This window comes from Hydrogenophaga sp. YM1 (assembly GCF_016903055.1).
GTDB classification, from domain to species: domain Bacteria; phylum Pseudomonadota; class Gammaproteobacteria; order Burkholderiales; family Burkholderiaceae_C; genus Hydrogenophaga; species Hydrogenophaga borbori.
In genome coordinates this window covers 2,491,955-2,517,093 of record NZ_CP070223.1, presented here as the reverse complement: position 1 = coordinate 2,517,093, position 25,139 = coordinate 2,491,955, and the positions used below count along the sequence as shown (strand labels likewise).

23 protein-coding genes are annotated in these 25,139 nt (G+C 70.2%); 7 read left to right on the top strand and 16 right to left on the bottom strand.

Annotation, left to right across the window (positions count from 1 at the left end; genetic code table 11):
• Positions 1 to 39: 39 nt before the first annotated feature.
• Positions 40 to 1,509: an IMP dehydrogenase gene (guaB, locus tag JNX00_RS11740; protein WP_070398503.1), complete on the bottom strand. Its 1,470-nt coding sequence runs from the start codon at positions 1,507 to 1,509 to the stop codon at positions 40 to 42.
• Positions 1,510 to 1,651: 142 nt separating this feature from the next.
• Between guaB and JNX00_RS11735 the strand changes: the two genes are divergently transcribed.
• Positions 1,652 to 2,209 carry a DUF4124 domain-containing protein gene (locus JNX00_RS11735; RefSeq protein ID WP_239478125.1) on the top strand — a complete coding sequence of 186 codons (558 nt, stop codon included), beginning with the start codon at positions 1,652 to 1,654 and terminating at the stop codon, positions 2,207 to 2,209.
• An 18-nt stretch (positions 2,210 to 2,227) separates the two neighbouring features.
• Here JNX00_RS11735 and JNX00_RS11730 read toward each other — a convergent pair whose 3' ends face one another.
• Together JNX00_RS11730 and JNX00_RS11725 are read right to left on the bottom strand one after the other, a co-directional pair.
• Complete coding sequence (locus tag JNX00_RS11730; RefSeq protein WP_204742374.1) at positions 2,228 to 2,563, bottom strand: RnfH family protein; 336 nt, start codon at positions 2,561 to 2,563, stop codon at positions 2,228 to 2,230.
• Between the two features lie 3 nt (positions 2,564 to 2,566).
• Entirely contained in the window at positions 2,567 to 3,013 is a 447-nt protein-coding gene (locus tag JNX00_RS11725) for a type II toxin-antitoxin system RatA family toxin (protein ID WP_070398505.1), read from the bottom strand.
• Positions 3,014 to 3,126: 113 nt separating this feature from the next.
• Here JNX00_RS11725 and smpB point away from each other — a divergent pair, with 113 nt between their 5' ends.
• From smpB to JNX00_RS11705, 4 genes are all read left to right on the top strand, one after another.
• On the top strand, positions 3,127 to 3,606 hold the full coding sequence (smpB, locus tag JNX00_RS11720) for an SsrA-binding protein SmpB (RefSeq protein WP_070398506.1): 480 nt from the start codon (positions 3,127 to 3,129) through the stop codon (positions 3,604 to 3,606).
• A 96-nt stretch (positions 3,607 to 3,702) separates the two neighbouring features.
• On the top strand, positions 3,703 to 4,080 hold the full coding sequence (locus JNX00_RS11715) for a hypothetical protein (RefSeq protein ID WP_204742373.1): 378 nt from the start codon (positions 3,703 to 3,705) through the stop codon (positions 4,078 to 4,080).
• A 29-nt stretch (positions 4,081 to 4,109) separates the two neighbouring features.
• Positions 4,110 to 4,640 carry a sigma-70 family RNA polymerase sigma factor gene (locus JNX00_RS11710; protein ID WP_204742372.1) on the top strand — a complete coding sequence of 177 codons (531 nt, stop codon included), beginning with the start codon at positions 4,110 to 4,112 and terminating at the stop codon, positions 4,638 to 4,640.
• A 16-nt stretch (positions 4,641 to 4,656) separates the two neighbouring features.
• The gene (locus tag JNX00_RS11705) at positions 4,657 to 5,484 is read left to right on the top strand and encodes an anti-sigma factor (protein ID WP_070398509.1); all 828 of its coding nucleotides are present in this window, start codon (positions 4,657 to 4,659) and stop codon (positions 5,482 to 5,484) included.
• A gap of 89 nt (positions 5,485 to 5,573) precedes the next feature.
• Here JNX00_RS11705 and acs read toward each other — a convergent pair whose 3' ends face one another.
• Positions 5,574 to 7,568: an acetate--CoA ligase gene (acs, locus tag JNX00_RS11700; protein WP_070398510.1), complete on the bottom strand. Its 1,995-nt coding sequence runs from the start codon at positions 7,566 to 7,568 to the stop codon at positions 5,574 to 5,576.
• Positions 7,569 to 7,723: 155 nt separating this feature from the next.
• Between acs and JNX00_RS11695 the strand changes: the two genes are divergently transcribed.
• Positions 7,724 to 8,320 (top strand): YqhA family protein, encoded by a 597-nt coding sequence (locus JNX00_RS11695; protein WP_070398511.1) that lies wholly within the window; start codon positions 7,724 to 7,726, stop codon positions 8,318 to 8,320.
• 22 nt (positions 8,321 to 8,342) lie between these two features.
• Here the strand turns inward: JNX00_RS11695 and uvrC are convergent, their stop codons facing one another.
• The 3 genes from uvrC to JNX00_RS11680 form a co-directional block, all read right to left on the bottom strand.
• Positions 8,343 to 10,466 (bottom strand): excinuclease ABC subunit UvrC, encoded by a 2,124-nt coding sequence (gene uvrC / locus JNX00_RS11690; RefSeq protein ID WP_204742371.1) that lies wholly within the window; start codon positions 10,464 to 10,466, stop codon positions 8,343 to 8,345.
• A 39-nt stretch (positions 10,467 to 10,505) separates the two neighbouring features.
• The gene (locus JNX00_RS11685) at positions 10,506 to 11,639 is read right to left on the bottom strand and encodes an acyltransferase (protein ID WP_204742370.1); all 1,134 of its coding nucleotides are present in this window, start codon (positions 11,637 to 11,639) and stop codon (positions 10,506 to 10,508) included.
• Positions 11,640 to 11,777: 138 nt separating this feature from the next.
• Positions 11,778 to 12,641, bottom strand: a complete 864-nt coding sequence (locus JNX00_RS11680) for a cupin-like domain-containing protein (protein ID WP_070398514.1) — start codon at positions 12,639 to 12,641, stop codon at positions 11,778 to 11,780.
• Positions 12,642 to 12,818: 177 nt separating this feature from the next.
• On the opposite strand from JNX00_RS11680, the gene JNX00_RS11675 reads away from it, so the two are divergent.
• Entirely contained in the window at positions 12,819 to 14,258 is a 1,440-nt protein-coding gene (locus JNX00_RS11675; RefSeq protein ID WP_204742369.1) for an oligosaccharide flippase family protein, read from the top strand.
• A 31-nt stretch (positions 14,259 to 14,289) separates the two neighbouring features.
• Here JNX00_RS11675 and JNX00_RS11670 read toward each other — a convergent pair whose 3' ends face one another.
• From JNX00_RS11670 to JNX00_RS11630, 9 genes are read right to left on the bottom strand one after another with little or no spacing between them, the layout of a single operon-like run.
• On the bottom strand, positions 14,290 to 15,246 hold the full coding sequence (locus JNX00_RS11670) for a glycosyltransferase family A protein (RefSeq protein ID WP_083293051.1): 957 nt from the start codon (positions 15,244 to 15,246) through the stop codon (positions 14,290 to 14,292).
• Positions 15,243 to 16,589, bottom strand: coding sequence for a putative O-glycosylation ligase, exosortase A system-associated (locus JNX00_RS11665; protein ID WP_070398516.1), 1,347 nt, complete (start codon positions 16,587 to 16,589; stop codon positions 15,243 to 15,245). Before JNX00_RS11665 ends, JNX00_RS11670 begins: the two co-directional genes overlap by 4 nt.
• Positions 16,582 to 16,794: a hypothetical protein gene (locus JNX00_RS11660; RefSeq protein ID WP_204742368.1), complete on the bottom strand. Its 213-nt coding sequence runs from the start codon at positions 16,792 to 16,794 to the stop codon at positions 16,582 to 16,584. The genes JNX00_RS11665 and JNX00_RS11660 overlap by 8 nt, the downstream gene beginning before the upstream one ends.
• A gap of 11 nt (positions 16,795 to 16,805) precedes the next feature.
• On the bottom strand, positions 16,806 to 18,401 hold the full coding sequence (locus JNX00_RS11655; protein ID WP_204742367.1) for a glycosyltransferase family 39 protein: 1,596 nt from the start codon (positions 18,399 to 18,401) through the stop codon (positions 16,806 to 16,808).
• Positions 18,388 to 19,602 (bottom strand): glycosyltransferase family 4 protein, encoded by a 1,215-nt coding sequence (locus JNX00_RS11650; RefSeq protein ID WP_204742366.1) that lies wholly within the window; start codon positions 19,600 to 19,602, stop codon positions 18,388 to 18,390. The genes JNX00_RS11655 and JNX00_RS11650 overlap by 14 nt, the downstream gene beginning before the upstream one ends.
• Before the next feature lie 5 nt (positions 19,603 to 19,607).
• Complete coding sequence (locus JNX00_RS11645; protein WP_204742365.1) at positions 19,608 to 20,789, bottom strand: glycosyltransferase family 4 protein; 1,182 nt, start codon at positions 20,787 to 20,789, stop codon at positions 19,608 to 19,610.
• Between the two features lie 7 nt (positions 20,790 to 20,796).
• Complete coding sequence (locus JNX00_RS11640; protein WP_204742364.1) at positions 20,797 to 21,954, bottom strand: TIGR03088 family PEP-CTERM/XrtA system glycosyltransferase; 1,158 nt, start codon at positions 21,952 to 21,954, stop codon at positions 20,797 to 20,799.
• Positions 21,955 to 22,012: 58 nt separating this feature from the next.
• Positions 22,013 to 23,926 (bottom strand): XrtA/PEP-CTERM system amidotransferase, encoded by a 1,914-nt coding sequence (locus tag JNX00_RS11635; RefSeq protein ID WP_070398522.1) that lies wholly within the window; start codon positions 23,924 to 23,926, stop codon positions 22,013 to 22,015.
• Between the two features lies 1 nt (position 23,927).
• Positions 23,928 to 25,136, bottom strand: coding sequence for a TIGR03087 family PEP-CTERM/XrtA system glycosyltransferase (locus tag JNX00_RS11630; protein WP_204742363.1), 1,209 nt, complete (start codon positions 25,134 to 25,136; stop codon positions 23,928 to 23,930).
• Positions 25,137 to 25,139: the final 3 nt, after the last annotated feature.

The window sequence follows — 25,139 nt, the reverse complement described above, 5'->3', positions numbered from 1 at the left end:
CGCCCCCTGGGGAGTGACGCCGCAGGCGGCGCGGGGGGATCAATCGGCTCGGTAGTTGGGCGCTTCCTTGGTGATCTGCACGTCGTGCACATGGCTCTCGCGCATGCCCGCGGCCGTGATCTGCACGAACTCGGCGCGGTCCTTCATCTCCTGGATGGTGGCGCAGCCGCAGTAGCCCATGCTGGCGCGCACGCCGCCCGCGAGCTGGAACAGGATGGACACCACCGAGCCCTTGTAGGGCACGCGGCCTTCGATGCCTTCGGGCACCAGCTTGTCGGCGTTGGGGTTGCCGGTGCTGCTTTCCTGGAAGTAGCGGTCGGCGCTGCCCTGCTGCATGGCGCCGATGGAGCCCATGCCGCGGTAGCTCTTGTAGCTGCGGCCCTGGTAGAGGATGACCTCGCCCGGCGCCTCTTCGGTGCCGGCGAACATGCCGCCCATCATCACGGTGCTGGCGCCGGCCGCGATGGCCTTGGCGATGTCGCCGCTGTAGCGGATGCCGCCGTCGGCGATGAGCGGGATGCCGCTGCCGCGCAGCGCGGTGGCCACGCTGTCCACGGCCATGATCTGCGGCACACCCACGCCGGCCACGATGCGGGTGGTGCAGATGGAGCCCGGGCCGATGCCGACCTTGACCGCGTCGGCGCCGGCCTCGGCCAGTGCCAGCGCGGCCGCGCCGGTGGCGATGTTGCCGCCGACCACGTCCACCTGCGGGTAGTTCTGCTTGACCCAGCGCACGCGCTCGATCACGCCGCGGCTGTGGCCGTGCGCGGTGTCCACCACGATGGCGTCCACACCGGCCTTGACCAGGGCCTCGACACGCTCCTCGGTGCCCTCGCCCACGCCCACCGCCGCGCCCACGCGCAGGCGGCCGGCGGCGTCTCGCGCGGCGTTGGGGAAGTTGAGCTGCTTGGTGATGTCCTTGACCGTGATCAGGCCCTTGAGCTCGAAGGCCTCGTTGACGACCAGCAGGCGCTCGAGCTTGTGCTTGTTGAGCAGGGCCTTGGCGGCGTCGGGGGTGGTGCCCTCGGGCACGGTGATCAGGCGCTCGCGCGGGGTCATGATCTCGCGCACCGGCAACTCGTAGCGGGTCTCGAAGCGCAGGTCGCGCCCGGTGACGATGCCCACCACCTTGCCCGCATCCACCACGGGGAAGCCGGAAACGCCCAGCTCGTCGGAGAGCTTCATCACCTGGCGCACCGTGGTGTCGGGCGGGATGACCACCGGGTCGCGCAGCACGCCGCTTTCGTAGCGCTTGACCTTGGCCACTTGGGCGGCCTGCTCGGTGGCCGTGAGGTTCTTGTGGATGATGCCCATGCCGCCCTCCTGGGCGATGGCGATCGCCAGGCGGGCCTCGGTGACGGTGTCCATGGCGGCGGACACGAGCGGCAGGTTGAGCTGGATGTTGCGGGAGAAACGGGTGGCCAGCGAGGTGTCCTTGGGCAGGACCTGGGAGTACGCGGGCACCAGCAAAACGTCGTCGAAAGTGAGCGCGTTGCCGAGGAGGCGCATGAGGGAGACTCCAAAAAGCGGATTGTAAACGTGGCCCCCTGGTCGCCCGTCCGGCGCCGGGCCGGTGCCGTCCGTTGCCTGAGGGCATCGCTTCGGCGGCCGCGGGGGGCCGGGCGCGGCACCCCGGACATACACTGGCCGGATGCCGAACGCCCCCTTTGCTCCCCTCGCCCTGCGCTCGCTGGCTGCCCTGGCACTCACCGCCGCGATGGCGGCCCCGGCCCTGGCCCAGTGGCAATGGATCGACAACGCCGGCCGCAAGGTCTACAGCGACACCGCGCCGCCGGCGGGCACGCCCGACAAGAACATCCTCAAGCGCCCCGCCGCCGCCGGGCCCATGTCCGCGTCACCGGCCCATCCGCCGGCACCCGCCGCCGCCTCGCCGTCCGCCCCGGGTGAGGCCGCCGCGCCGCTCGTGCCCCAGGCCCCGGGCGTCGACAAGGAACTCGAGGCGCGCAAAAAGGAGGCGGAGGCCGCCGAGGCCGCCAAGAAAAAGCAGGAGGCCGAAAAACTGGCGCGCGCCCGGGCCGAGAACTGTCAGCGCGCCAAGACGGCCAAGACCACGCTCGATTCGGGCCAGCGCCTGGCCACCACCAACGCCAAGGGCGAACGCGAGATCATGGACGATGCGCGCCGGGCCAGCGAGGCCCAGCGCCTGCAGCAGATCATCGCCAGCGACTGCGGGCCGCTGCCGCAGTAGCAGCCTCGGTAACGGACCTCAGTACCCGGCCTTGCTGTTCGGCCGGCGTTTCGAGAACAGACCGGCGCCGCGGGCGCCCTGCCCCGCGAAGCGCTCGCGCCGCGCCACCTTGGGGTCCACGCGCAGGGCGCGCAGCAGCTCCAGGCGGTCGCCCTCCCGCAAGACCTGGTCGGGCTCGCAGCGGCGGCCCCAGACGGCCAGGCTCAGGCCATCACCCAGCAACGCCGTTTCGGGAAACTGCATCAGCCAGCCTGCCGCGCGCAAGGCGTCCCGGGCGCTGGCGCCGTCGGGCAGGTCCACCTCGGCCTGGTGCACCATGCGCGGCGCGCTCGCGTACAGCAGGGTCACGCGCATGGTTCAGGCGGTGCCGTAGACCTGGTCGGCGCGCTTGACGAAGGCGTCCACCAGGTTGCCCGCGATGCGGTCGAACACCGGCCCCACCACCGCGGCCAGGGCGCCGCTGGAAAAACCGTAGCGCAGGGTGAACTCGACCTTGCAGGCGCGCTGCGAGCCGTCGCCCAGGGGCAGGAACTTCCAGACCCCGTCGAGCTGGGAGAAGGGGCCATCGACCAGCGCCATGTGGACCTCGCGGTCCGGCACATGGGTGTTGCGGGTGGTGAAGCCCTGCTGCAGGCCGCCGATGGACATGCCCACGCGGGCCACCATGCCCTCGGGCGTGCGCTCGATCACGTCGGCGCGGTCGCACCAGGGCAGGAACTGGGGGTAGTGCTGCACATCGGTGACCAGCGCGAACATCTCGTGGGCGCTGTGCCACAACAGCACGGACTTGTGAATGGTTTTCATACAATCGCCGGTCCCGCGCGGGCACCACGCCCGCGGGCGCCGCGACAGGGCCTCGGCGATTCTAGTGTCGCCCCCGCCCTTGCCGCCCGGGCTTTCGCCCCCACCTCCCACCCATGTCCACCAGTCAACACCAGCCCAGCGACAGCCGCATCGCCGACAACAAGAAGGCGCTGTTCAACTACGCCATCGAGGAACGCTTCGAGGCGGGCATGGTGCTGCAGGGCTGGGAAGTGAAGGCCCTGCGCGAAGGCAAGGTCCAGCTCACCGATGGCTACGTGGTCATCCGCGACGGCGAGCTCTTCCTCATCGGCTGCCAGATCAACCCCCTGCGCACCGCCAGCACGCACGTGAGCGCCGAGTCCGCGCGCACCAAGAAACTGCTGCTGCACAAGGCGCAGATCCACCGCCTGATCGGCAAGGTCGAACAGAAGGGCTTCGCTCTGGTGCCGCTGAACCTGCACTGGAAAGGCGGTCGCGTGAAGTGCGAGATCGCTCTGGGCAAGGGCAAGGGCGAGCACGACAAGCGCAACACCATCAAGGACCGCGAAGGCAAGCGTGAGGTGGAGCGGGCGATGAAAGAGCAAAAGCGCTGATTTTTTTCGGCGCGCGGGAATAAACCGCCCGCACCCGGCGTTGACTCCAGTGCAGGACGCCCCGTCCTGCGCCACCATCCACCCGGAGAACACGCCATGAAATCGCTGATGTCCCTCGCCCTGGCCACCGCCCTGCTCGGCGGCTGCGCCTCGATGGCTGCCCCCGCCGCACCGGCCAAGATGGCCGACGGCGTGCTCGTCGGCCCCAACCAGATGACGCTCTACACCTTCGACCGCGACGCGGCGGGCAGCGGCAAGTCGGTCTGCAACGGGCCCTGCGCCGCCAACTGGCCGCCTTTCATGGCCGGCGCCGGCGACAAGGCCGCCGGCGACTACAGCATCGTCACGCGCGACGACGGCGCCAAGCAATGGGCCTTCAAGGGCAAGCCCCTGTACTACTGGGTGCGCGACACCAAGCCTGGCGACAAGACCGGCGACGGTTTCAACAACGTCTGGCGCGCCGCCAAGCCCTGAGGCCGCTCGAGCACGGGTCGCCGCCGCCCATGAACCCGCCCGAGCTGATCGCCCAGATCCCCGCGCTGCGCCGCTACGCGCGGGCCCTCACCGGCGACGCCTGGGCCGCCGACGACCTGGTGCAGGACACGCTGGAGCGCGCCTGCGGCAAGTGGCGGCTGTGGGCCGTGGGCACCGACCTGCGGGCCTGGCTGTTCACGCTCATGCACAACCTGCACGTGAGCGGCGTGCGACAACAACTGCGGCGATCGGCCGCCTTCACACCGGTCGACGTGGACGAGGCAGCGGACGAATTGGCCGCGCCCGACGCCGCGCAAGACCTGGCGCTGGACCTGCAGCGCTGCCTGCTGCAACTGCCCGAGGAGCAGCGCGCCGTGCTGCTGCTGGTGAGCCTGGAGGACATGAGCTACGAGCAGGTGGCCCGCATCACCGACGCGCCCATCGGCACGGTCATGTCGCGCCTGTCCCGCGCTCGCGCGCGCCTGCAGGCCCTGTTGGACGCGCCGGCCCGGGGCGCGGCCAGCGCCCCACCTTCCCCGCACCTGAAGCGGCTGAAATGACGCCGCCCCCGCTGCCATGGACAAGCCCCCTTCCCATCCCCCATTGAGCGACGCCGAGATCAACGCTCTGCTCGACGGGCAGCTCGGCGAGGCCGAGCGCGCCGCCCTCGACCAGCGCCTGGCGCACGACGCCGCCGCGCGCGCCCGCCTGGACGCCTGGCGGGCGCAGCGCGAGGCGATCCGCGGCCTGCACCGCGGGCTGCTCGACGAACCGTTGCCCCCCGCCCTGCTGGACGCCGCCCAGCGCATGGGCGAGGCCCGCCAGCGAGGCGAGCGCTGGTGGCGCTGGGGTGGCATGGCCGCCGGCGTGCTGCTGGCCTTTGGCGCCGGATGGCTCGCCCACGGCCAGTGGCGCGCGCCGGCCGAGGCCCGTCTGGCCGCGCGCGGCCCGGCCACCGCCCTGCCCGCCTTCGCGCACGACGCGGCCCTGGCGCACGCCGTCTACTCGCCCGAGAAGCGCCACCCCGTGGAGGTGGCCGCCGCCGAGCAGGAACACCTGGTGCAGTGGCTCTCGCGCCGCACCGGTCGGCCCTTGAAGGTGCCCGATCTGCAGGCCCAAGGCTACGCCCTGGTGGGCGGGCGGCTGCTGCCGGGCGAGGCCGGCGCACGCGCCCAGTTCATGTTCCAGAACGCCGGCGGTCAGCGCGTGACCCTGTACCTGGGGGCGGTGGACCCGGCCTCGGCGGCCGCGCCCGCCGGCCGCGAAACCGCCTTCCGCTTCGCGCCGGACGGTCCGGTGCCGGGCTTCTACTGGGTGGACCAGGGCTTCGGTTACGCGCTCAGCGGCCCGCTGCCGCGCGAGGCGCTGATGGCGCTGGCCGAGGCGGTGTACCGCCAGCTCTGAAGCCGCCGGCTGTTTCGCCGCCGGCCGCCCCAAGGCGACACGCGCCCCCTCGGCAGGCAGCGACCCGCGCAGCGGCGGCGCGGGAGGCGTCAGTTGTTCTGCGCCAGTTGCTCCAGGATCGCCGGGTTCTCCAGCGTGGAGATGTCCTGCGTGATCGCCTCGCCCTTGGCCACGGCGCGCAGCAGGCGGCGCATGATCTTGCCGCTGCGTGTCTTGGGCAGGTTGTCGCCGAAGCGGATGTCCTTGGGCTTGGCGATCGGGCCGATTTCCTTGCCCACCCAATCGCGCAGCTCCTTGGCGATGGCCTTGGCCTCGTCACCCGTGGGGCGGGCGCGCTTGAGCACCACGAAGGCCACGATGGCCTCGCCGGTCACGTCGTCGGGGCGGCCCACCACGGCGGCCTCGGCCACCATGTCCGTCTTGGCCACCAGGGCCGATTCGATCTCCATGGTGCCCATGCGGTGGCCCGAGACGTTGAGCACGTCGTCGATGCGGCCCGTGATGCGGAAGTAGCCGCGGTCGGCGCTGCGCACCGCGCCGTCGCCGGCCAGGTAGTAGCCCTTGAGCTCCGGCGGGAAGTAGCTCTTCTTGAAGCGCTCCGGGTCGCCCCAGATGGTGCGGATCATCGAGGGCCAGGGCTTCTTGATCACCAGGATGCCGCCCGCGCCGTTGGGCACGTCGTGGCCCGCCTCGTCCACGATGGCGGCGGCTATGCCCGGCAGCGGCAGCGTGCAGGAGCCCGGCACCAGCGGCGTGGCGCCCGGCAGCGGCGTGATCACGTGGCCGCCGGTCTCGGTCTGCCAGAAGGTGTCCACGATGGGGCAGCGCTCATGGCCGACGTTCCGGAAGTACCACATCCAGGCCTCGGGGTTGATGGGCTCGCCCACCGAGCCCAGCAGGCGCAGGCTGTCCAGGTTCCAGTTCTTCGGGTGCACCTTCTCGTCGCCTTCGGCCGCCTTGATGAGCGAGCGGATCGCCGTGGGCGCGGTGTAGAAGATGCTGACCTTGTGCTTCTCGATCATCTGCCAGAAGCGCCCCGCGTGCGGGTAGGTGGGCACGCCCTCGAACACCAGCTGCGTGGCGCCGGCGGCCAGGGGGCCATAGGCCACGTAGGTGTGGCCGGTGATCCAGCCGATGTCGGCCGTGCACCAGAACAGGTCTTCGGGCCGCAGGTCGAAGGTCCAGAGCATGGTGAGCCGCGCCCACAGCAGGAAGCCCGCGGTGCTGTGCTGCACGCCCTTGGGCTTGCCCGTGGAGCCGGAGGTGTAGAGCACGAACAGCGGATGCTCGGCGCCGACGAACACCGGCGGGCAGTCGGTCCCCTGGCCGGCGATGGCCTCGGCCCAGGTGATGTCGCGGCCCGCCACCATGTGGCAGGCCGTGGGGGTGCGCTGCAGGGTGATGACGGTCTTGATCGACTCGCAGCCGCCCATGGCGATGCCCTCGTCGACGATGGCCTTGAGCGGCAGCTCCTTGCCGCCGCGCATCTGGTAGTTGGCGGTGACGACGGCCACCGCGCCGGCGTCCTGGATGCGCTCCTGCAGGGCCTTGGCCGAGAAGCCGCCGAACACCACGCTGTGCGTGGCGCCGATGCGCGCGCAGGCCTGCATGGCCACCACGCCCTCGATGGTCATGGGCATGTAGATGATGACGCGATCGCCCGGCTTGACGCCCCGAGCCTTGAGCGCGTTGGCGAACTGCGAGACCTTGGCCAGCAGCTCCTTGTAGGTGACGCGGGTCACCGCGCCGTCGTCGGCCTCGAAGACGATCGCCGTCTTGTTCTCCACCGGCGTGCCCATGTGGCGGTCCAGGCAGTTGTGGGAGGCGTTGAGCTGACCGTCCTGGAACCACTTGTAGAAGGGCTTGTCGCTGGCGTCCAGGGTCTGGGTGAAGGGCTTGTGCCAGGCCAGGTGCTCCCTGGCCAGTCGGGCCCAGAAGGCCTCGGGGTCCTTGTCGGCCTCGGCGCACAGGGCTTCATAGGCCTTCATGCCCGAGACACGGGCGGCGGCGACGGTGGCGGCGCTGGGCTCGAACACCCGGTTCTCGACCAGGACGGATTCGATCGACGACGAAGGCGATGACATGGCGGGTGTCTCCTCGACTGTTGTGCTGGAAAACGGGGCCGGCGGCACTGTGCGCAAAGGCACTTACGGCCAACTGACACGGGGCGAGGCTTCTACAATAACCGACGCCTGCGGCTGCCCATTCGGTGCGCCGCTTTTTTTGGCCCCGACACACCATGACCGACCCCCTCAAAGCCGCCCGCCCGATCCGGCCCCTGCCCAACCTGATCTTTGCCAGCCGCTGGCTGCAGCTGCCGCTGTACATCGGTCTGATCGCCGCGCAGGCCATCTACGTCTACCACTTCTGGGTGGAACTGGTGCACCTCATCGAAGCCGCCTTCGGCAGCGAGATCGCCTTGCAGAAGCTGGTCAGCAGCATCGGCTACAAGAGCGACGTGGTGCCGACCAGCCTGAACGAGACCATCATCATGCTGGTGGTGCTGGCGCTGATCGACGTGGTGATGATCTCCAACCTGCTGATCATGGTGATCGTGGGGGGCTACGAGACCTTCGTCAGCCGCATGAACCTGGAAGACCACCCCGACCAGCCGGAGTGGCTGAGCCACGTGAACGCCAGCGTGCTGAAGGTGAAGCTGGCCACGGCCATCATCGGCATCAGCTCCATCCACCTGCTCAAAACCTTCATCAACGCCGGCAACTACGAGGTCAAGGTGCTGATGTGGCAAACGCTCATCCACATCGCCTTCCTGTTCAGCGCCCTGGCCATCGCGCTGGCCGACCGGCTGATGTCCGCGCCCTCGCAGGACCACTGAGCCTGGCGCGCGGCGCGCGCCCTCAGTGCAGGGCCCGGTAGATCGCATCGGCCAGATCGACCGAGATGCCTTCCACCGTGGCCAGGTCCTCCACGCTGGCCGAGGCCACGCCGCGCACCCCGCCAAAGCGCTGCAGCAGGCGCGCGCGCTTCTTGGGGCCCACGCCCGGGATGTCTTCGAGCTGACTCGCCCCCACCCGCACCTTGGCGCGCTGCGCGCGCATGCCGGTGATGGCGAAACGGTGCGCCTCGTCGCGGATCTGCGCGATCAGCATCAGCGCCGCCGAGTCGTGCCCCAGGTAGACCTTGGAGCGGCCGTCGGCGAAGACCAGTTCCTCCAGGCCCACCTTGCGGCCCTCGCCTTTCTCCACGCCGACGATGCTGCCCAGGTCCAGCCCGAGCTGCTGGAACACCTCGCGCGCCACGCCCACCTGGCCCTTGCCGCCGTCGATGAGCACGATGTCCGGCAGGCGCGGTCCGGTGGCCGGCATGTCCTTGCCCGAGTCCTTGGGGGCTGAGGGTGTGGCCGGTGTGTCCTCCACCGCCGATGGCGGCGGCTCGGCCCCGCCATCGGGCCCGGCGGCCACCGCCACCTCCGTGCCCGGCGGCAGCGCGGCCTCGCCCGCCTCGGCCTTCAGCGCCTCCGCGATGCGGCCGTAGCGGCGCGTCAGCACCTGGCGCATGGCGGCGTAGTCGTCGCCGGGCGTGATGCCATCGATGTTGTAGCGCCGGTACTGGCTGTTCTGCAGCTTGTGGCCCTCGAACACCACGCAGGAGGCCTGCGTGGATTCACCCGCCGTGTGCGAAATGTCGAAGCACTCGATGCGCAGCGCCTCCAGATCGTCGTCGGGCAGTTGCAGGGCCTCGGCCAGGGCGCGGGTGCGGGCCTGCTGGCTGCCCTCCTCGGCCAACAGCCGCGCCAGCGCGATGTCCGCGTTCTTCTGCGCCATCTCCAGCCAGGCCCGGCGGTGCTCACGGGGCTGGTGCACCGCGTGCACCTTCTGGCCGGTCTGCTCGCTCAGCGCGTCCAGCAGCGGCCGGCCCACGGGCTGGCTGGTCACCAGCACCGGCGGCATGGGCGCGCCCAGGTAGTGCTGGGCGATGAAGGCTTCCAGCACGCGCCGCGCGGCGCGCTCGCCGGGCTCTACCGCCTCGGCCGCGGACGGCCCGACGGCCTCGGGGCCTTCGGCTTCGGCCTGCGCCATCTGCTCCTCGATCGCGCTGGCATCGTCCAGGTGGGCCGGAAAGTACGGCCGGTCGCCCAGGTGGCGGCCGCCGCGCACCATGGCCAGGTTCACGCAGGCACGCCCGCCCAGCACCTTCACGGCCAGGATGTCCACGTCCTGGTCGCCGCCCACTTCCATGCTTTGCTGGTGCAGCACGCGCGACAGCGCGGTCATCTGGTTGCGGATTTCGGCCGCCTGCTCGAACTCCAGCTTCTCGCTGTGCGCCAGCATGCGCCGCTCCAGCGTCTGCAGCACCTGCTGCGTTTCGCCGCGCAGGAAACGCTCGGCGTTGGCCACGTCGCTCAGGTACTCGGCCTGGTGGATCAGGTCCACGCAGGGGCCGCTGCAGCGCTTGATCTGGTACAGCAGGCAGGGCCGCGTGCGGTTGGCGAAGACCGTGTCCTCGCAGGTGCGCAGCTTGAAGACCTTCTGCAGCAGCTGGATGGACTCCTTCACCGCCCAGGCGCTGGGGTAAGGGCCGTAGTAGCTGTGGCGCTTGTCCACCGCGCCGCGGTAGTAGGCCATGCGCGGGAACAGCGTGGAGGCGCTGGGCACGCGGCCCGTCAGCGGGCGCAGCGCCTCGCGCGTGCCGGTGATCTTGAGGTAGGGGTAGCTCTTGTCGTCGCGGAACAGGATGTTGAACCGCGGGTTGAGCGTTTTGATGAGGTTGTTTTCGAGCAGCAGGGCCTCGGCCTCGCTGCGCACCACGGTGGTCTCCAGCCGCACGATGCGGCTCACCATGTGGCCGATGCGCGTGCCGTCGTGGTTCTTCTGGAAGTAGCTGGAAACGCGCTTCTTCAGGTTGCGCGCCTTGCCCACGTAGAGCAGCTGGCCCTGGGCGTCGAAGTAGCGGTAGACCCCCGGCAGCGCGGGCAGCGCCGCGACCTCACCCAGCAGTTGTTCGGAATGCGCCTCGGACATGGGGCGTATTGTCGCGCCCCGCCAGTGCCCGTCCGGGCCTCAGGGGCGCGGGCGCGGCAGCAGCGCACCCAGGCCGCGCCGCAGCGTGTCGGCCGCGCGCCGGAACACCACGCGGTAGGCCTCGCGCCGCTGCTCACCGATCTGCCCCAGTGCCCAGGTCGCCAGCAGCACGCCGGCCAGCAGAGCGGCGTAGCCCGCCCAGCCCGAGGCCGGCACACCCGCCGCGCGCGCCAGCACCAGCAGGCTGAAGTGGATGAGGTAGAAGCTGAAGGTGCGGTCGGCCAGCCAACGGATCAGCCGGCCGGCGCGCGCGGGGAAGTTCCAGCCGCCCCCCGCGCAGCCCACCACGAAGCCGGCGAACAGCAGGCCCGTCACGTAGTCGGACAACACGTGCTCGGTGGAGCCCGGCTCGAACGGGAACGGCGCCCAGGCCGCGATGGCGGCGTACAGGGCGCGCGAGGCCCCGTCCGTGGCCTGCCGGGCACCCGACAGGAAGAAGGCCACGTACGCCAGGGCGCACAGCAGCATCAAGGCGCGCGCCGGCCAAGGCCCCAGGCGCAGGGCGCCCAGGTGGCGGCAGAGGAACACGCCCAGGCACCACACCGGCAAAAGCATCAGCATGGCCGGCCCCATGAAACCCAGCACCAGCAGCAGCAGGGGCCAGCGCCACCAGCCGCGCGCGTAAACGAACACGCCGAACAGCGCGTAGTACCAGACCTCATAGGCCAGCGACCAATACGGCTCCATGCTGAAGGGCTGCCAGGAGCCGAACCAGCCCTCGCCCAGGAACAGCCAGTGGAAGGGTGGCACCAGCGCGGCCTTGGGGTACTGCCAGGCATAACCGGCGTAGGCGTCGGGGTTCAGTCCCAGGCCGATGCGGTCGAGCAGCAGCGCCAGCAGCACCGCGGGAATGGCCACCGAATAGATGCGCGAGACCCGCGCGAGCGCGTAGTGCCCGGCGCTGCCATGGCGCGACAGCGTGCTGTGGGCGATGACGAAGCCCGAGATGACGAAGAAGGCGATCACCGCGTCGTCGGCCGAACGGTGCCAGGTGAGCGAGAGCGACGCGGGCGCCAGTTCCAGCACCACCGAATGGCCCACATAGACCGCCAGCGCGGCCACGACGCGGCACAGATCGAGCCAGATGGAGAGCGAGGGAGAAAGAGGACTCATTTCATGGGTGTATGGCAAGACACGACCCGCCACGCCCGAAACGGTCGAGCCGAGAGACACCGCGGAACCGGCTTTGCCGGGCCGTCGGTGTCGTCCCCTCGAGGGGGTCGCGCGCAGCGCGGCGGGGGTGGACCAAAGCTAGTACCCGCGCCAGCCGGCCCAGGTGCGCCAGGCCTTGGCCTTCATGGCGTCGCGGCCGGGGTTCACGCCCACCGGGCCCGGCCCCAGGCCGACGCGCTTGAGCACCTTGCGCGCGCGCTGGTTGAAGTTGAGCGCGTCGCGCCAGTCCGTGGTCTGCGGCGTGTTGAAGATGATGGACATGGAGATGGACACATCGTCGGCGCCGTTGTGTACATGGTGGCCGGCCACGAAGGGGATGTGCAGCGCCTGCCCGGGCTCGAACCAGTAGCGTGTGCTGATGCCGTCCTTCTCGGGTGTCCAGGGCAGCTGGGTGCTCACGTAGGAAACGTAGTTTTCACGGTCGGGCGAGGTCACCACGCGATCATCCCAGGGATCGGACACGGTGACCCACTTGCTGCCGCGAAACTGCAGCAGGAAGGTGGAGTAGCGGTCGATGTGGAACGGGGTCACGCTGTTGGGCGAGGCGATGAACAGGTAGAGCTTGGGCGAGATCGCCTTGTCGCCCACGCCGCGTTCCCACATGAGGGACTCGACGTCGTGGATCAGGTCCTGGTAGAGCTCGGCGAAGCTGGGGTCCGCCTGCGGCGAGTTCACCATGATGTAGGCGTCGGACTCGCGGATGGTTTCGATGGTTTCCTCGATCGAGCGGTCCAGCGGCTTCTGGCGGAAGGTCTTCTCGAAGTTGTCCCCGGTGTCCAGGCGCCGGGTGGCGAACATCACCTGCCCCTGCGGCAAGCGCGGAATGACCTTGGCCAGGTTCTCCATGGACAGGGCGGGATGCCCCATCAGCCGGTGGCCGCAGACAAACGAACCCCGGTCGAGCAAAGAAGCGTCGACGCCCTCATCAAAGCAGCGCAGCATGCCGAATCCTCCTGCGGCGCATCGGCCGCATTCCCGTTCAAGCGATGCCCCCATCGCATCCGCGCCTCTGGCGGCGCGTGTTTGTGCGGCATTCTGCTCGCCGGCCCGGACCGTGCCAAGGGGCAGCCGTCCGGCTTCCTTCAGAATGCCGGATTTCGCACACATCCAAGGCCGCCCTTGAACTCCACCCGCAAGAAATTCGGTTTCCAGCTGATCTTCAGCAATGCGGAAGTCGCCGGGCAGTTGATCCTGAGCATGGTGCTGGCTCGCCTGCTCGACCCGGACGACATCGGCGTGTACTCCATGAGCGCCGTGCTGGTGGCCGTGGCCCACCTGTTCCGCGACTTCGGCGTCACCGCCTTCATCAAGCGGCAGAAGGAGCTGAGCGAAGACACCCTGCGCTCCGCCCTGGGCGTGGTGATGTGCACGTCGTGGACGATGGCGCTGGTCATGTTCCTGAGCGCGCCGCTGTGGTCGGCCTTCTTCAAAGAACCGCGGGTGGAGCACGTGGTGCAGGTGCTGGCCATGGGCTTCGTGCTCATCCCCTTCGGCGCCCTACCCGGCGCCATCCTGGTGCGCAACATGGAGGTCGTGCGCACCGCCAAGGCCGGGCTGATCGCGCTCGGCGTCTACTTCGTGGTGTCCGTGGTGCTGGCGCTGCAAGGCTTCGGCCACATGACCATGGCCTGGGCCAACCTGATCAACATCGCCACCCACGTCACGGCGGTGCGGCTGCTGTCCACCACGAAAACCCCCTGGATTCCCGGTCTCAAGCACTGGGGCCGCGTGGCCAACTTCGGCGTCGGCGCCATGATCACCTCGGCCATGACAGCGATCGACAACGCCATTCCCGACATCGCCCTGGGCCGGCTCAGCACGCCCACCAACGTGGGCTTCTTCAGCAAGGCCAACTCCACCATCAACATCGCCAGCAGCGGCGTGATGCCGGCGGTGAACTACTTCGCCCTGCCCTACATGGCCCGCCTGCACCACGGCCAGGGCGACATCGCGGCCGAGGTCTGCCGGGTCACCTCCTACCTGGCCACGCTGTTGCTGCCGGCCATGGCCATGACGGCGCTGCTGGCCAACGAGGTGATCTTCCTGCTCTATGGCGCCAAGTGGCTGCCCAGCGCCGTGGCCGTGCCCTGGCTGTGCGTGTCGGCGGGCCTGGGCGTTCTGTTCTCCTTCGTGCCGGCGGCGCTCATGGGCATCGGCAAGCCCTACGTGGCGGGGCTGCCCATGGTGCTGCTGCTGTGCCTGAAGGCGGTGTTCATCCTGCTGCTGTTCAATGGCTCGCTGCAGAGCTTCGCCGAGGCCATGGTGGTCGCGCAGGTGCTGACCGTGCCCATGGGTCTGTGGATCCAGTACCGCTACCTGGGCATCGCCCCCGGGCGCTGGCTGGCCATGGCCTCGCGGGTGGTCGGTCTCACGCTGGTGCTGCTGGGCTGCATGCTGGCGCTGAAGTGGGCCTTGCCGCCCCTGCCCGCCTGGGCCACCGTGCTGGCGCTGGGCCTGCCGGCGGCGATCGGCTGGGCCTTGCTGCTGCGGCTGTTCGGCCTGCCCTTGTATGGGGAGCTGCGCACGCTGTTCGTGCGCTGGCGCCAGCGCGGGGCCTGAGCGCGGCGCGGGTTCGCGCCGGGGCGAGGTGTCAGCCTCGCAGGCGCTTGACCTGGCTCAGCACCCAGAACGCGGCCGAGCGGCCCACCAGGCAGCCCCGGCGCAACGATTGCGCGAACTCGCGCGCCGCCACGGCCGGGTCGCCCGACCAGTAGTGGGTGTAGCCGTGGTCGAAATGCGCGCGGCCCAGGCGGTAGCGGTAGTGCAGCGCGGGCAGCCGATGGCCGTCGGGGTCGCTCAGCCCCCAGCGCTCGCGGGCGCGCTCGAGCAGCTCCGCGAGGTGGTTGCGCTCGATCATCCGGTGCATGGCGCTGGCCGGGTGGATGCGGTAGATCGCCATCACCGACGAGAAGCCCTGGATGTGCGCATGGCGCGAGCAGCGCAGCCAGAAATCGTAGTCCTCGCCGCGCTCCATGCTCTCGTCGAAACCGCCGGCCTGGCGGTAGACCTCGTGCCGCATGAGCGGCGTGATCATGCCCAGGGTGCAGCCCATCAGGATGCGCGTGTACATCCAGCCGCTCCACTCGGGGTTGGTGCGCGCCAGGGCCTGCTCGTCGGGGTAGTGCTCGGACGGGTCGGGCCAGGTGCCATCGGGCCCGGGCCGCCAGCGGTGGATCTCGGCGAACACGATGCCGACTTCGGGATGGGCTTCGAGGTAGTCCACCTGCACCTTCAGCTTGCCGGGCACCCAGAGGTCGTCCGCGTCGATGAAGGCGAGGTAGCGCCCGCGCGCCTGTTCCATGCCCAGGTTGCGCGCGCGCGAGACGCCGCCGCGCGGGCCATCGATCACGCGCACGCGGGGGTCGATGCGCTCCAGCGCGGCGTAGTCGCCGTCGCTGGAGCCGTCGTTGATGACGATCAGCTCCAGGTCGCGGTAGGACTGCGAGAGCACGCTGTCGATGGCGGCGTGGATGTAGCGCATGGCGTTCCACGCCGGCATGATCACCGAGACCATCGGCGCGGCGTCGCGCTGCACAGGCTGGCTCACGCCACGCCCCGGTTCGGCGCCGCGCGCGCGAGGCGCGCCTGTTCGCGCTCGTGCTCGTTCAGGCGCTGGCGCAAATGCACCTGCAGCACCGCCATCAGCATGACCATGAAGTAGGCCATTTCCAGATAGGCCACGCTCACGCTGGCGCCGCCCACCAGATACGCCATGACGGCCAGCATCAGCATGTCGCCCAGGTCGCGCGCCCACACGTAGTCGGGTCCCAGCCGCGTGGCCATGCGCTTGACGGAGAAGCGGTTCAGCAGCGGCAGGGAGAAGATCAAGAGGTAGAGGAACAGCCCGAGGAAGCCCAGATCGCCCATGACCTCGAAGTACACGCTGTGCGCGGCCTTGGCCCGCACGAATTCGGGCTCGGGCAAGTTGAGGAAGTCAAGCAGGCTGGGCGCGGTCTTGAAATGGTCCCACACGTACTGCACCTGCACCGCATGGAAGCCACCGCCGAAGAAGGGGTGCTCCAGCGCCAGGGCCGAGCTGATCTTCCACGCGTGCACGCGGCCCATGAAGGAGTCGTCTTCCTTGGCTTCGCCGATGGTCTCCAGGCGGGCCACCACCGAGTCGGGCACGAACTGCGACAGCAGCAGGCCCATGGCCAGCACGATGAACAGCGTGCGCCAGCGGTGGCGCGAGGTGAGGATGAGCCAGAAGGCCACCACCGCCAGCGCCACGAAACCGCCGCGCGAGCCGCCGCCCATGATGGCCAGAACAATGAGCACGAACACGCTCAGAAAGCCCCAGCGCGCGAAGCGGTGCACCGAGTGCAGGTAAAGGTAATAGGCGATGGGCAGCACCATGGCCAGCGCGGTCGACAGGTGGTTGCGGTCGTACAGCATGCTGCCGGCCGGACCGAACATGTTGTGCGAGCCGCCCGAGACCACGGTCTTCAGGCCCTCGATCACCCCGTGCAGGCCCAGGCCGAACACCACCACCAACAGGATGGCGTGAAAGTGCATGCGCGTTTGCACGAACATCGGCATGAGCATGCTGAAGACCAGGCCCTTCATCAGCAGGTCGAAGTACTTGAAGTTGTTGTCGTTGCCGGCGTAGCCCGTGAGCCAGGAGACCGTGGCGTGCAGCAGAAACACCAGGTACAGGACCACGGCCCAGTTGAATCGGTACTGGCTCCAGTCCACGCGGCGCAGCACCACCAGCAGCAAGGTGATGCCGGCGAAGATGAAGTTCACCCGCGCACTGGCCATGAAGCCGAACAGGAAGCCCGTGGGAATCATCGCGGACGTCCAGCCCCACAGCATGTAGGCGTTGAACGGGCGCACGAAGGCCAGCGGGATCAGGGCCAGCATGGCGAGGGCGAAGAGCAGGTCACGCACCGCGACGCTCCCCAGGCCGGCTGCTCGCCGCTCCCTTGCGCTTGCGCTTGCCATCGCCGGCATCGGTCGGCGGATGCTGCTCGTGCACGCGGTACTGAAAGTAGCCGAGGTCGTTGGGCGTGGGCCGCTTCGGGTCGGCCTTGTAGATGCGCCAGCAGACGTAGGTCATGCAGGCCACGTCGAACATGAAGATGAGGGCTTCCATGAGGGTTCGCTTCAGTTCGCGGGAATCGTCCGGCCAATCATCTTGAGTTCGATGTTCAGCGGTTTCGGGGTCGGATTGACGGGCCCCTTGTTGCGAAGGATCACCAGCTCGGTCTCGTGCGCGTGGTGATTGGCGGGCGTGGGGATGCGCGCGACCTCCTCGAATTGGGGGCTGGCCATCAGGTGCTCGAAGCGGCGCATGGCCTCCAGGTCGGTCCAGAACCCCGGTTGCATCACCACGTAGTGCACGCCTTGATCGTTGAGCAGCTGGCCGAGTTCCGCTTCGCTCAGGGATTTTTCCTCGACGCCGAGCTCGCGCCGCACGGACAGGCGCAGCAGGATTTTGTCGGCGCGCAGCACGCTCAGGTCCCGCCGGTCCTCGCGCGCGCGCAGGTTGAAGATGAAGGAGCCGTCGCGGTAACCCGAGAACAGCACCACGCTGTGGCGCGGCGCCAGGCGCGCGATCTGGTCGACCACGCGCGCGTAGCCATCCACGTAAGGCACGGGCCGCCACCAGAGGGTGATGGCGCCGGTGGACAGCACCAGGGCCAGCAGCGCCGCCTGGCCGCTGAGCGCCGGCAGGGCGTCCTGAACCGCCCACACAGCCACGAAGGCCAGGGGCAGCAGCAGGAACACGCTGTGGCGCGCTTCCTTGAGGTCGATCAGCGAGAAGAACACGTAGCCCAGCACGAACCAGCTCAGCCACAGCCCCCACCAGGGCAGCGCGGCACGCTGGCGCCAGGCGCGCCACACGCCCCACAGCGCCGCGGCCAGCAGGGGCCAGCCCATCTGCGAAGGCAGTTGCCGCAGGTACCACAGCCAGCCCTGCACGCTCCAGCGCGGGGCCACGGCGTCGGCCACGCCAGCGACGGACTGCAGGTTGGCCTGGCCGAATTTCAGGGTCATCAGGACCACCGGCACCAGGGCGGCCAGCGTCAGCGCGGCGATCGCCCAGTGGTGCCCGCGCCTCAGCAGGCCCAGGCCCTGGTCGCGCGCCAACACGGCCAGGTAGACCAGGCCCACGAAGCCGACGGTGAGCTTGGTGTTCATGGCCAGCACCAGCAGCGCCGCGCTCAGGTAGAGCCAGCCGATGCGCCCGCTGCGCCGGTGCTCCACGAAAGCCACCAGGCTCCAGACCAGGAAGGCGTAGGCAGGCACCTCGGTCATCACCTGCCGGCCCCACAGCGCGATCTCGGGCATCAGCACCATGAGCAGCGCAAAGGCCAGCGCGGGCAGCGGCGCCAGCCAGCAGCGCGCCAGGCGCCAGCAGCCCAGGCCAAAGGCGAAGTAATGCAGGAAGACCACCAGCAGCGCCACCTCGTGCGACACGCCGAACAGCAGGTAGAACGGGGCGGTCAACGCATAGAGCAGTGGCGGGTAGAAGAGGATGGTGAGCGCCGGGTACTGCGCGTAGTAGTGGTAGGCATAACCCACCGGGTCTTGCCAGGGCCGGTCGCGCAGCAGGTCGGTCACGAAGGCGCTGTTGAGCGCGTGGCGCGCCGCGTCGCTCCACCAGAAGGCACCGCCGCGCGGCGACTGCCAGTAGAGCAGCGCCAGCACCGCGACCAGCACGGCGCTGGCGAGCCACCATGAACTACGCCGCTTCATGCCCTTGACCTCGCAGCGCGAGAGGGGGCCGCCCGATCACCGACCGGAACAGCTCGAGCTGTCCGCGGGTGGTGTCGTCCCACGAGAAGCGCTCCGCGTGCCGGCGCACGGCCTCGCGCGCCGGCGGCATCAGCATGAGCTCGCGCCAGGCTTCCGCCAGCGAGGCGGCGTCGCGCTCGCGCATGAGCCGGCCGGCGTCCGGCGTGCTCACCACCTCGGGCGTGCCCCAGATGTTGGTGGCGATCACGGGCGTACCGCAGGCCATGGCTTCGAGCAAGACGTTGGCCCAGCCTTCGCGGCTGCTGCACAGCGTGAGCACGTCGGCCGCGGCGTACCACCACTTCAGCTCGGCCTGCGGCACCACGCCCGCGAAGCGCACGCGATCGGCCACGCCCAGGCGCGCGGCCAGGGCCTCCAGCTTCGCCCTGTCCGGACCGGAGCCGGCGATCAGCAGGGTGACCTGCGGCAGCTGCGTAAGCGCCTCGATGGCGATGTGGTGGCCCTTGCGCTCGATCAGCAGGCCCACGGAGAGCAGGTAGCGCCCGTCCACCGGCAGGCCCAGGCGCTCGCGCGCCGCCGCGCGCGGCTCGGGCACGAAGCGCTCCAGGTCCACGCCGTTGCGCAGGGTGTGCAGCTTGGACGGCTCGCCACCCAGGTCGCGCAGCGTGTCCATGAGCGCCTGGCAGACGCCGATGGAGCCGCTGGCGCGCGCCGCCGTGTCCAGGATCAGGCGGCGCGGGTAGGCGTACTGCGGGATGAGGTTGAGGTCGGTGCCGCGCGCCGTCACCACGAAGGGCTTGCCCAGCCACTTCGCCAGCAGGCCGGCGGCCACGCCGTCGGGGTAGTAGTAGTGGGCGTCGATGAGGTCGAAATCGAAGCCCTCGCGCTGCAGGCGCCTGAGCAGCGGCAGCGCCGCCAGCGCCATGGCCCAGGGCGCGAGGTTCATGCCCACCTTGGGCAGCAGCAGGTAGCGCGGGTGAAACACTTCCAGGCCATTGCGTTCCTCGCGCCGGGGGGTGGCGGCGAACTGGGCGTATTCGCCGAAGCGCTTGGCGGTGGACGGGAACCAGGGCACCGGCGCCACGACCTTGGCCTGCACCTCGCCGCTTTTCACCAGCTCGCGCAGCCGCGTCTCCACGAAGATGCCGTGGATGGGCCGCACGCCGCTCGGGAACAGCGAGGAGAAGAGCAGCACCTTCATGGGTGTCATGCGGCCGCCCCGCGGTGTTGTGTCGTCTGGGCCGCCTGGGCCAGCGCCACCGCGCGGCGGGCGTTGCCCGTCCAGGTGAGCTCCAGCCGGTCAATGGTGTTCGCGGAGCCCTGGCCCAGGCGCTCGCGCAGCTCCGCGTCGCGGCACACGCGGGTGAGTGCCGCTTCCAGCGCGCCGCGGCCCTGTTCCTCGAACAGCAGCGCGTTGAGCCCGTGCGTGAGCACCTCCATGAGGTTGGGCGTGGCGGGCGCGACCACCGCCTTGCCCAGCGCCAGGTACTCCATGAGCTTGAGTGGCGAGGCGTAGGGCGTGACGGCCGGCTGCAGCGCGATGTCGAAGGCCGCCACGTGCGCGGGCACGGCGTCGCGGTGCACCACGCCGGTGAAGGTGACCCGATCGGACAGGCCCAGGCGCGCCGCCTGCGCCTCCAGCGCGCCGCGCACCGGGCCATCGCCCACCATCAGCAGGTGGGCCTCGGGCGGCGCGTCGGGCGTGGCCATCCAGTCGATGATGCGGTCCACGCCGTGCCATTCGCGCACGAAACCGGTGAAGCCCAGCACCAGGCGGCCTTGCAGCTTGAGCTGGCGTTTGGCCTCGTCGCGGCCCGGCGCCTGCGCGAAGTGTGAGCGGTTGATGCCATTGGGCACCACGTGGATGCGTTCGGCCGGCACGCCGTAGGCCTTCACGTGGTCCGCCAGCACGGCCGTCACCGGCAGCACCGCGTCGGCGCCGCGCCAGGCGGTGCCTTCGGCCCAGCGCGCCAGGCGCTGCAGCGACAGGCCGCCGCTGTGCTGCTCGCGCTCGTGCACCAGCGGGGCATTCACCTCCAGCAGCAGCGGGAGGCCGAGCTTGCGCTTGGCCATGACACCGGCCAGCAGGAACAGGTTGTAGCGCTCGTAGATCACGTCGGGCTGGAATTCGCGCGCGGCGGCCACCAGTTTGCGGTAGGCCACGGCGCTGTAGCTGATTTCCATCAACTCATAGAGCGCGCGCGGCAGCACGGCCTTCAGGCGGTGCACCCAGCCCACGCCGCCGCCCATGCGGCCCTCGTCGCCGCCGCTGGCGGGCGCGACGATGCGTACCTCGTGGCCGAGGCCGCGCAGGGCCTCGATCATTTCTTCGATGTGCACGGCCTGGCCGTCTTTGCTGGCGGTGCGGTGGTGGTACAGGATGCGCATGGCGGGTTCAGGCGACCTGCAGGCGCGGCGCCGCGGCGCGCGCGAACAGCGCGGCGTAGGCGTCGACCATGCGGTCGATGGAGTAGTGCTGCTCGGCGCGCTCGCGCGCGGCTCGGGCCAGGCCCTGGGCAAAGGGAGCGTCGTCGTGCAGGCGGTTCAGGGCGCGGGCCATGGCGGCTTCGTCGTCGGAGGGCACCAGCAGGCCACTGACACCGTCCTCGAACACGTCGGGCGTGCCGCCCACGGCCGTGGCGAGCACGGGGCGGGCGCTGGCCATGGCCTCCTGCAGCGTGCACGAGGTGCCCTCGGCCTGCGAAGGCAGCACGAACACGTCGAGCGCGCGCAGGATGGCGGCCACGTCGCTGCGCGCGCCCGGCAGCCAGGCCAGGGAACGCAGGCCGGCCTCGTCGAGCACGCGCTCGACCTCGGCGCGCAGGCCGCCCTCCCCCACGATGACCAGCCGCGCGCGCGCGGCCAGTTCGGGCCGCTCGCGCAGCCAGCGCACGAAGGCGCGCGCCAGCAGCGGCTGGTTCTTCACCGTCATGAGCCGGCCCACGGTGCCCACCAGCCAGTGGCGGCCGGGCTCGAAGGGGCAGCCCTCGATGGCCGGCGCGGGGCCGGGCGAGAAGCGGCGCGTGTCCACCCCGTTGCCGATCAGGTGGCGCTTGGCCGCCGGCACGCCCACGGCCTCGCCGAGGTAGCGGTCCAGGTCGGCCGAGACGGACACGAAGCGGCTCACGAAGGGCGCGTAGGCGCGGCGCAACCAGCGGTACTTGGCGCTCTGGCCCTGGGGGTCGTGCGCGTCCCAGCCGTGCTCGACGTGCACGCGCCAGGGCACACCCGCGGCCCAGGCCACGGGCACCACCTCGAGCGGGGCGAGGTTGCAGCTGTGCAGCACGTCCGGGCGGATCTCGCGCAGCAGCCGCCAGATGGCGGGGTACTGCTTGAGCGCGTGGCCGGGCGGCTTGTCGAGCGCGATGAAGCGCACGCCCTCGCGCTCCACGCGCTGGCGGAAGTCGCTCACCGTGGTGAGCGAGAGCACCACGTGCTCGAAGCGCTCGGCCGGCAGGCGGTTGATGAGCTGCACGATGACGTTTTCCAGCCCGCCGATGTCGAATCGGTAGACCACGTGCAGCACCCGCAGGCGGCGCGCCCCGGCGTTCATCGGCACGCCTCCGCGCTTTGCGCTGCGGTACGAACGCCTTCGGGCGGCCGTGCGGCGTTCACGGTTTGTCCTCCGGGCTCAGTTCGTGCCGGCGCAGGAAGGCCTCGAACATCACCAGCATCCACAGCGGCGTGGCGTGGTCGCTGGTGCCGCGCTGGTGCTCGTCCACCAGGCGCTGGAGCTGGCGCTCCTGGAAGTAGCCCGAGTCGCGCAGGCGATCGCCCAGCACGGCTTCTTTCACGCGGCCCGCCAGCGGACCGCGCAGCCAGTCGGCCAGCGGCACGGAGAAGCCCATCTTGGGCCGGTAGAGCACGTCGTGCGGCAGCTTGGGCTCCATGGCGCGCTTGAGCAGGGCCTTGCCTTCGCTGCCATCGATCTTCAGGTGGCTCGGCAAGGTGGCCAGCCACTCGATCAGCTCGTGGTCCATCAGCGGTTCGCGCACCTCCAGCGAGTGCGCCATGCTCGCGCGGTCCACCTTGGTGTTGATGTCGCCGACCAGCCAGGTCTTGTAGTCCAGGTACTGGATCAGGGCCAGCGGGTCGTCGGTCTGCGCCTGGTCGGCGTGCTGGGTGAAGACGTCCAGCGCGCTGTAGCCGCCCAGCCCCCGCTTGAAGCCCTCGCTGAAGAGCGCGCTGCGCTGGTCGGCGCGCAGGTGGGACATGCTGTGGTGGTAGGCCTCCACGCTGTCCATGGCCAGGGCCTGGAAGGTGGTCTTGGCGCGCAGCGGGCGCGGCGCCCAGTCGGCCTTGGGGTAGATCTGGCCCAGCGGGCCGAAAACCGGCCGGCGCAGGCCCAGCGGCAGGCGGCGGCGCACGGCCTCCTCGCCCAGGTGCAGGCGGTAGCGGCGGTAGCCGCCGAAGCTCTCGTCGCCGCCGTCGCCCGACAGGGCCACGGTCACGTGCCGGCGCGCCATCTGGCAGACGCGGTAGGTCGGGATGGCGGAGCTGTCGGCGAAGGGTTCGTCGTAGAGCCAGGCGAGGGTGTCGATGAGGCCGAAGTCGTCGCTGCCCACCACGTCGAGCGTGTGGTTCGTGCGGTAGCGATCGGCCACCATCTTGGCGAAGTCCGACTCGTTGAAGCGCGGATCGTCGAAGCCGATGGCGCAGGTGTGCACGGGCGATTCGGACAGGCCGGCCATGGTGGCCACCACGGCGCTCGAATCGACGCCGCCCGACAGGAAGGCGCCCAGCGGCACGTCGGCGATCATGCGCAGGCGCACCGACTCGCGCAGGCGCTCGCGCAGCTCGGCCTGGGCGTCGGCGGCGCTGATGGGGTTGTCGGTGGTGAAGCGCACGTCCCAGTAGGCCTGGGGCTCGGGGCGCGCCGCGCCACCGCGGCGCAGCGTGAGCGTGTGCGCCGAAGGCAGCTTGTGCGCGCCCTCGTAGATGCAGCGCGGGTCGGCCACGTAGCCCAGCGAGAAGTACTCCTCCACCGCCAGCGGGTCGATGCGGCGCTGGAAGCCGGGGTGCGAGGTGATGGTCTTGAGTTCGGAGCCGAAGACGAAGCTGCCGTCGGGCAGCCAGGCGTAGTGCAGTGGTTTCACGCCCAGGCGGTCGCGCGCCAGAAACAGGGTCTGCTGGTGGCGGTCCCACAGCGCGAAGGCGAACATGCCGCGCAGGCGCTGCACGCAGGCCGGGCCCCAGGCGCGCCAGGCGTTGACGATGACCTCGGTGTCGCTGCGCGTGCGGAACTTCAGGCCCAGCGAGCGCAGCTCGGGCACGAGCTGCTGGAAGTTGTAGATCTCGCCGTTGAAGACGATGGCGATGCTGCCGTCCTCGCTGAACAGCGGCTGGTCGCCGGTGGACAGGTCGATGACCGACAGGCGCCGGTGGCCCAGGGCCAGGCCGGGCTCCAGGTGAAGGCCGTCGCTGTCGGGGCCGCGGTGCGACTGCACGTCGTTGATGCGGCGCATCAGCGCCGGGTCGAAGGGCCGCAGGCCCACGGGGTCGAACAGGCCGGCGATGCCGCACATATCAGGAGCTCTCCGTGGTGGGCAGCCAGGCCGCGAGGCGGTCCAGGTTGGCCTGCCAGCTGAAGTTCTGGACAACGTGTTCGCGCGCCGCCGCGCCCAGGCGCTCGCGGCGCGCCGGATCGGCCAGCCAGGCGAGCACGCCTTGCGCGAAGCACTCGGCTTCGTCGCAGCGCCACAGGCCCTGCTCGGCCGTGGCGCCGATCGGCTCGGCGCAGGACGGGACCGTGATCACGGGCTGCCCCATGGCCATGGCCTCCAGGATCTTGTTCTGGATGCCGCGCGCCACGCGCAGCGGCGCCACCACCGCGCCCGCGTGCTGCAGGTAGGGTTCCACCTGGGGCACGGTGCCGGTGACGTGAACCGCGCCGCCCGCCAGCGCCTGCACGGCCGGCGTGGGGTTGCGGCCCACGATCCAGAAGCTGGCCTGGGGCTCGCGCTCGCGGATGCGCGGCAGCACCTCGGTGGCGAACCAGACCACGGCGTCCACGTTGGGCCAATAGTCCATGGCGCCGGTGAAGACGATGGCGCGCTCGTCGGCGGCAAACGGTGATGGCAGCGCGGGGTCGGGCCGGAAGCGCTCGGCGTCCACGCCGTTGCCGGCGGCTTCCACGCGGTCGCGGCACTCGGGCGCGAGCGAGACGAAGAGCTCCACCTCCTGCGGCGTGACGAGAAAGCTGCGGCGCGCGGCCAGGGCCATGTCGCGTTCGTGCGCGAGCAGGCGCCGGCCCTCGCGGCGGTACACCCAGGACATGGGCCAGCGGTGGGCGGGCGCGTACTGCGTCCACTTGGCCGAGTCCACGTCCACCAGGTCGACCAGCATGGGCACCCGCGGCAGCAGCTCGTGGGCGTAGGGCGCCATGGTGGACGAGAACACCACGCTGGCCACGGGCTGGTGCTCGGCCGCCACCCGCCTCACCCAGTCGCGCAGGCCGGCGTGGCGGTAGTAGGCCAGCGACTGGGCCTCGCCCGTGAGCAGCGCGCGCGCGCTGGCGAGCTTGCGCCAGCGCGGGTTCAGGCGCGCCACGTACAGGTCCGGGCACAGGGCGCGCAGGGCGTCGAGGTGGACCTCGTCGGCGGGGTCGTCGATGAAGGTGGCCAGGAAGACCCGGTGGCGCTGCTGCAGGTGGCGCAGCAGGTGGTACGAGCGCACCTTGTCGCCCTTGTCGGGCGGGTAAGGCATGCGGTGGACGAGGTAGAGCAGCGGTGTCATCGC

Coding starts and splice junctions, on each gene's coding strand:
- JNX00_RS11680 (WP_070398514.1), bottom strand. CDS start 12,641: ATGCTGCGCTGCTTTGATGAGGGCGTCGACGCTTCTTTGCTCGACCGG.
- JNX00_RS11635 (WP_070398522.1), bottom strand. CDS start 23,926: ATGTGCGGCATCGCCGGCCTGTTCGACCCCGTGGGCCTGCGGCCCTTC.
- JNX00_RS11630 (WP_204742363.1), bottom strand. CDS start 25,136: ATGACACCGCTGCTCTACCTCGTCCACCGCATGCCTTACCCGCCCGAC.
- JNX00_RS11715 (WP_204742373.1), top strand. CDS start 3,703: ATGAAATCGCTGATGTCCCTCGCCCTGGCCACCGCCCTGCTCGGCGGC.
- JNX00_RS11730 (WP_204742374.1), bottom strand. CDS start 2,563: ATGCGCGTGACCCTGCTGTACGCGAGCGCGCCGCGCATGGTGCACCAG.
- JNX00_RS11645 (WP_204742365.1), bottom strand. CDS start 20,789: ATGCGCATCCTGTACCACCACCGCACCGCCAGCAAAGACGGCCAGGCC.
- JNX00_RS11735 (WP_239478125.1), top strand. CDS start 1,652: ATGCCGAACGCCCCCTTTGCTCCCCTCGCCCTGCGCTCGCTGGCTGCC.
- guaB (WP_070398503.1), bottom strand. CDS start 1,509: ATGCGCCTCCTCGGCAACGCGCTCACTTTCGACGACGTTTTGCTGGTG.
- JNX00_RS11725 (WP_070398505.1), bottom strand. CDS start 3,013: ATGAAAACCATTCACAAGTCCGTGCTGTTGTGGCACAGCGCCCACGAG.
- acs (WP_070398510.1), bottom strand. CDS start 7,568: ATGTCATCGCCTTCGTCGTCGATCGAATCCGTCCTGGTCGAGAACCGG.
- smpB (WP_070398506.1), top strand. CDS start 3,127: ATGTCCACCAGTCAACACCAGCCCAGCGACAGCCGCATCGCCGACAAC.
- JNX00_RS11640 (WP_204742364.1), bottom strand. CDS start 21,954: ATGAACGCCGGGGCGCGCCGCCTGCGGGTGCTGCACGTGGTCTACCGA.
- JNX00_RS11710 (WP_204742372.1), top strand. CDS start 4,110: ATGAACCCGCCCGAGCTGATCGCCCAGATCCCCGCGCTGCGCCGCTAC.
- JNX00_RS11650 (WP_204742366.1), bottom strand. CDS start 19,602: ATGAAGGTGCTGCTCTTCTCCTCGCTGTTCCCGAGCGGCGTGCGGCCC.
- JNX00_RS11705 (WP_070398509.1), top strand. CDS start 4,657: ATGGACAAGCCCCCTTCCCATCCCCCATTGAGCGACGCCGAGATCAAC.
- JNX00_RS11660 (WP_204742368.1), bottom strand. CDS start 16,794: ATGGAAGCCCTCATCTTCATGTTCGACGTGGCCTGCATGACCTACGTC.
- JNX00_RS11695 (WP_070398511.1), top strand. CDS start 7,724: ATGACCGACCCCCTCAAAGCCGCCCGCCCGATCCGGCCCCTGCCCAAC.
- JNX00_RS11685 (WP_204742370.1), bottom strand. CDS start 11,639: ATGAGTCCTCTTTCTCCCTCGCTCTCCATCTGGCTCGATCTGTGCCGC.
- JNX00_RS11655 (WP_204742367.1), bottom strand. CDS start 18,401: ATGAAGCGGCGTAGTTCATGGTGGCTCGCCAGCGCCGTGCTGGTCGCG.
- uvrC (WP_204742371.1), bottom strand. CDS start 10,466: ATGTCCGAGGCGCATTCCGAACAACTGCTGGGTGAGGTCGCGGCGCTG.